Annotated in this window: 4 protein-coding genes; 3 read left to right on the forward strand and 1 reads right to left on the reverse strand. The window is 56.4% G+C overall.

Translation table 11 applies throughout. From position 1 onward, the window contains the following. Positions 1 to 51: 51 nt before the first annotated feature. A complete protein-coding gene (gene katG, locus WBC85_RS08910) occupies positions 52 to 2244 on the reverse strand; it encodes a catalase/peroxidase HPI (protein ID WP_424435518.1) in 2193 nt (730 codons plus the stop codon). A gap of 175 nt (positions 2245 to 2419) precedes the next feature. On the opposite strand from katG, the gene WBC85_RS08915 reads away from it, so the two are divergent. From WBC85_RS08915 to WBC85_RS08925, 3 genes are all read left to right on the forward strand, one after another. Further along, positions 2420 to 3310: a LysR substrate-binding domain-containing protein gene (locus tag WBC85_RS08915; RefSeq protein ID WP_424435521.1), complete on the forward strand. Its 891-nt coding sequence runs from the start codon at positions 2420 to 2422 to the stop codon at positions 3308 to 3310. Positions 3311 to 3373: 63 nt separating this feature from the next. Further along, complete coding sequence (locus tag WBC85_RS08920; RefSeq protein ID WP_424435524.1) at positions 3374 to 4279, forward strand: MBL fold metallo-hydrolase; 906 nt, start codon at positions 3374 to 3376, stop codon at positions 4277 to 4279. A gap of 50 nt (positions 4280 to 4329) precedes the next feature. Then, the gene (locus WBC85_RS08925) at positions 4330 to 5616 is read left to right on the forward strand and encodes a flavin-dependent oxidoreductase (protein ID WP_424435527.1); all 1287 of its coding nucleotides are present in this window, start codon (positions 4330 to 4332) and stop codon (positions 5614 to 5616) included. Positions 5617 to 5709 lie beyond the last annotated feature (93 nt).

A 5709-nucleotide genomic window follows, 5' to 3' on the forward strand; every position in this document is an offset into this window, starting at 1 on the left:
AAGGCCGGACACCTTTCGGCATCCGGCCTTGTGTTTTTCTCATGACATCACTTACGCGATATCAAATCTGTCCGCGTTCATGACTTTGTTCCAAGCGGCAACAAAGTCCGCAACAAACTTCTCGCCCGCATCCGCGCTTGCATAGACTTCAGCCAGTGCACGCAGCTCGGAGTTGGAACCGAAGACCAGATCGACGCGGGTGCCCGTCCAACGCTTTGCGCCGGTCTTGCGATCCTTGCCTTCAAACAGATCTTCATCCGCACAGACAGGTGCCCAGACAGTGCCCATATCCAGCAGGTTGACAAAGAAGTCGTTGCTCAACTGGCCCGCGCGATTGGTCAGCACACCATGATCCGACCCGTCAAAGTTTGCGCCCATCGCACGCATACCGCCAAGCAGAACAGTCATTTCCGGCGCTGTCAGCGTCAAAAGCTGTGCTTTGTCGATCAGCAACTCTTCAGCCGACACAGTATATCGCGCTTTTGCGTAGTTGCGGAAACCGTCTGCCTGTGGCTCCAGCACCGCCATGCCTTCAATGTCGGTTTGCTCGGCACTTGCATCCATGCGGCCCGCGGTAAAGGGAACCTCAATCGCGTGCCCCGCATCCTTGGCCGCTTTTTCAACGCCAACGCAGCCCGCCAAAACAATCAAGTCAGCCAATGAGACTTTCTTATCGCCCTTGGCATTGAACGTGGACTGGATACCTTCCAGCGCGCCCAGAACTTTTGCCAGCTGTGCAGGGTTGTTTGCTTCCCAGCCGTTCTGAGGTGCCAGACGCACACGCGCACCATTCGCGCCGCCGCGCCGGTCAGAACCGCGGAATGTGGACGCGGATGCCCAAGCCGCAAGAACCATGTCCTGAACCGAGAGGCCTGCACCCGCAATTTCGCCTTTCAACGCCGCAACGTCGGAGGCATCGACCAACGGATGATCCACAGCCGGGATCGGATCCTGCCAGATCAAATCTTCCGCAGGAACAAGCGGTCCGAGATAAAGCGACTTTGGTCCCATATCGCGGTGTGTCAGCTTGAACCAGGCACGTGCAAATGCATCTGCAAATTCATCTGGGTTCGCATGGAAGCGGCGAGAGATTTTCTCGTATGCGGGGTCCATACGCATCGCCATGTCAGCGGTGGTCATCATGATCGGAACGCGCTTGCCAGAGCCGTCCACTTCTGGCGCGTGGTTTTCTTCTTTCAGATCAATCGCGTGCCAGATTTGTGCGCCTGCCGGGGATTTGGTCAGCTCCCATTCATAACCGAAGAGCACGTCGAAATAGCCCATATCCCACTGGATCGGGTTGGGCGTCCATGCGCCCTCAATGCCAGAGGATGTGGTGTGAACGCCAACACCGCTTTCAAAGGAATTCGCCCAGCCAAGGCCTTGCTGGTGCAAAGGGGCCGCTTCAGGCTCTGGGCCAACCAGATCAGGATTGCCTGCGCCGTGTGCCTTGCCAAAGGTGTGCCCGCCCGCAACCAGCGCGACGGTTTCTTCGTCGTTCATGCCCATACGGCCAAAGGTATCGCGAATGTCAAAGCCAGAGGCGACAGGATCAGGATTTCCGTTTGGACCTTCTGGATTCACATAGATCAGGCCCATTTGAACGGCGGCCAAAGGATCCTCCAGCTCGCGCTCGCCCGAGTAACGCTCGTCACCAAGCCACTCGGCTTCTTCGCCCCAATAGATATCCTGCTCAGGCTCCCAAGTGTCTGCGCGCCCTCCTGCGAAACCGAATGTTTCAAGCCCCATGGATTCAATCGCCGCATTGCCTGCGAGGATCATCAGATCCGCCCAAGACAGCTTGGAGCCGTATTTCTGTTTGATGGGCCACAGCAAACGACGCGCTTTATCGAGGCTGACGTTATCTGGCCAGCTGTTCAACGGTGCAAAACGCTGGCTACCGGATGTGGCACCGCCGCGACCGTCGCCCGTGCGATAGGTGCCTGCACTGTGCCATGCCATGCGAATAAAGAACGGTCCGTAGTGGCCGTAATCCGCTGGCCACCACTCTTGCGAGTCGTTCATCAACGCATAAAGATCCTTGCGCACCGCTTCCAGATCAAGCGATTTGAACGCTTCCGCATAGTCGAAATCCGCCCCCATCGGGTCAGACTTGTTCGACTTCTGGCTTAGAATGCGCAGGTTAAGCTGCTCAGGCCACCAATCACGGTTCGAGCGTGTGCTTGAAGAAGCTGCGTGCATAACAGGGCATTTGCCTGCTGCATTTACATTGTTTCCGTCCATGTCGGATCTCCCATAGGTTCTGGTTAAGGGCTCGTTGCTGCGTGGCCGCTAAGAGCTTTTTTACGCTTGAGCTTACCATTGGCAGGCTCTGAATTCTTTGATTCTGCGCAAAGATTAGCAGAGCGATGCAATAGTTTACATTTGCATTTTTTGATAAGATCAATAGCTATAAGTTATGAATGAGCCCACCCTGAAACAACTGCGGTATTTCGATGCGATTGCGCGGCAAGGCCATTTTGGCCGCGCAGCCGAGGTCTGCGCAATCTCTCAACCCGCCATTTCCGTGCAGATCAAAGAGCTAGAGCGCACTTTGGGTGCAACCCTGTTTGAACGTAGCGCCCGACAAGTGCGACTGACCCAAGCAGGCGAGGATTTATTGCCGCGCGCGCGAAACATTCTCAAAAGCGTGGATGAATTAAGCGACGTTGCACGGGCCTCGACAGGGCGTGCCTTGACGCGATTACGCCTTGGTATCATCCCGACGATTGCCCCATATTTGCTGCCCGCGTGTATCGCGGCACTGACACGCCACAACCCCGGGCTTGATCTACATGTGCGTGAAACGCTGACGCCCAGGCTTTTGAATGAACTGGCCGAGGGCAAGATTGATGCGGCGATCCTTGCCCTGCCCATTTCGGAACCCAGCCTCGTCGAAGTGCCGCTTTTCAAAGAAGATTTCGTGTTGGTGCGACCCGCCGAAGCAGCAGGACTGCCTGTGCCAGATGGTGAAGCACTGAAACGCATGCGCTTGTTATTGCTGGAAGAAGGTCATTGTTTCCGCGATCAGGCCCTTGCCTTTTGCAACGCGAGCGCAGCCGTGCCGCGCGATGGATTAGACGGCAGTTCACTGACGACATTGGTCCAGATGGTCAGCGCGGGGATCGGCGTTACACTTATCCCGGAAATGGCGGTACGGGTGGAAACACCCGCCGCGCAGGTTAGCGTGGCGCGCTTTCCAGAACCCCGCCCCTGTCGTCAAATCGGGATGATCTGGCGCAAGCGTAATCCGCTGAATGCGCAACTGGCGCAGCTCGCCGAGGTTCTAAAGACTTCGGGGGCGCATTAAGACCTCTTGCTTTGGGAACACTTTGCCTTCACATTCTAGAAAATGAATATAGAGGGCCGAACAATGATTACTCGCCGCGACTTCATCGCACAAAGCAGCGCCAGCGCTGCGCTAATTGGGGCTCCTAAACTGGCACTGGCCGAGCTTTCGCTTGGCGCGGCCACCCTCAGCACGGTAAGCGATGGGCATCTCACGCTACCTGGCGACTTTGCCACCGCCAATCTTCCAAGCGAAGCCACTGATATCATTAAGGGTTTCGGTCTAAACACGGATCAATTCACCCCTGAATGCAATGTCACGCTTTATCGTGACGGCACGAATACGGTGTTGTTTGACGTTGGTTCTGGCCCCGACTTCATGCCAAGTGCAGGGGCCCTTCAGGATAGTCTTGATGCGGTCGGTGTCGGCCTTGGGGATGTCACCCATGTTGTGTTCACACATGCGCACCCGGATCATATCTGGGGTCTACTGGATGATTTCGATGAACTGGTTTTTCCCGATGCGTCATACCATATGGGCCGCGCGGAGTGGGATTACTGGTGGAATCCCGAGACGGTGAACACCATTGATGCAGGGCGCACAACCTTCGCAGTCGGCGCAAAGCGGCGTCTTGAAATACTGGAAGAGCAGATCAATTTCTTTGACGATGGCGACGAGGTCCTTTCAGGCATCGCAGCCGTTGCGAGCTACGGCCATACGCCGGGTCATATGGGGTTTGAAGTGCGCAGCGGCAGTGAAAGCGCGTTGATTGTTGGTGATGCGATCGGCAATCATCATCTGGCATTTCATCGTCCTGAATGGGCCAGCAATTCGGATCAGGACAGCGAGACAGGCATCACAACGCGCAAAATGTTGCTGGATCGCCTGGCGAGCGAACAAATGGCGGTTGTCGGCTTTCACTTACCCGATGGCGGCATGGGACGCGTTGTACGCAGCGACGGTCATTTCCGCTTTGTTCAAGAAGGATGACACCCGCAAGTTCCCTGCTATTTTAGCAGTGTGAACAAGGGGTGAAGGCCATAGAACAACCACACATACTCATCGCTGGTGGCGGCATTGGCGGGCTTTGCGCCGCATTGACGCTTCACCAAGTCGGCATTGGCTGCACGGTTCTGGAATCGGTGCGTGATCTCAAGCCGTTGGGCGTTGGCATTAACCTGCAACCCAATGCTGTGCGCGAGTTATTCGAGCTGGGCATAGACGCCGCTGCGCTGGATCAGATTGGCGTGCCTGTCAAAGAATGGGCGCTGGTCGGGCTGAATGGGAATGACATCTATAGCGAACCGCGCGGCACTTTGGCGGGCTATCACTGGCCGCAATATGCCGTGCATCGCGGTAAATTGCACATGCTGCTTTTTGAAACGCTGAAAGCGCGCGCAGGGGCGGACGCGATCAAACTGGACGCGCAGGTCACGGGATATCGCAAGGAAAGCGACGGGCGGGTCACGGCGCTGATAAAAGCGCGCGATGGTGCGCGTTCGGAACTATCAGGTACCTTGATGATCGGAGCCGATGGCATTCATTCCGCTGTTCGTGCGCAGATGCATCCCGATCAACCGGACATACACTGGGGCGGCGCGGTGATGTGGCGGGGCACGACGCGGGCCAAGCCGATCCGGACCGGGTCATCCTTTATCGGGCTTGGTACGCATGAACACCGAATGGTGATTTATCCGATTTCGGATGTTGATGCAGAGGGTTATGCCGAAATCAACTGGATCGCCGAAATCACTTATGATGATCCCTCCGCACGTGATGGCGGATGGTTTAAACCTGTGCCCATCGACGCATTCGCCCATTATTTTGACGGCTGGGACTACGACTGGCTGGATGTCCCTGCCCTTTTGGGCGGCGCGCCCGGCGCATATGAAAACCCGATGATAGACCGCGACCCGATCCCGACCTGGGTGGATGGTCCTGTTGCTTTGCTTGGCGACGCGGCGCATGCGATGTATCCGACCGGATCGAATGGCGCGAGCCAGGCGATCATCGACGGGCGCATTCTGGCAGCGAAGTTCTTGGAGCATGGCGTTACACCAGCCGCGTTACAGGCCTATGACGTTCAACTGTGCGCGCCTGTTGGCGAACTGGTGCTTCGCAACCGTGGCGCTGGCCCTTTTGGCCTGCTCAATCTGGTGAATGAGCGGTGCGGCGGCAGGTTTGACGACATCAATGATGTGCTCGGGCAGGACGAACGCACTGAATTCATGGCGAAATACAAGATTGCTGCCGGTTTTGCGATGGAAAGCCTGAATGCCGCTCCGTCTATCCTGCAAATCCGCGCACAAAAAAATGGGGAGCCATAAGGCCCCCCAGTTTCGCAAACTCAAGCTCATCGTTATCACCGCTCGGAATATTTTTTGCCTGCGGCCTGAACGTCGTTACGGGCGAGCGCACCC

The sequence above is a fragment of the Planktotalea sp. genome (assembly GCF_049680325.1).
In the GTDB taxonomy this organism is placed as follows: domain Bacteria; phylum Pseudomonadota; class Alphaproteobacteria; order Rhodobacterales; family Rhodobacteraceae; genus Planktotalea.

Coding starts and splice junctions, on each gene's coding strand:
- WBC85_RS08920 (WP_424435524.1), top strand. CDS start 3,374: ATGATTACTCGCCGCGACTTCATCGCACAAAGCAGCGCCAGCGCTGCG.
- WBC85_RS08915 (WP_424435521.1), top strand. CDS start 2,420: ATGAATGAGCCCACCCTGAAACAACTGCGGTATTTCGATGCGATTGCG.
- katG (WP_424435518.1), bottom strand. CDS start 2,244: ATGGACGGAAACAATGTAAATGCAGCAGGCAAATGCCCTGTTATGCAC.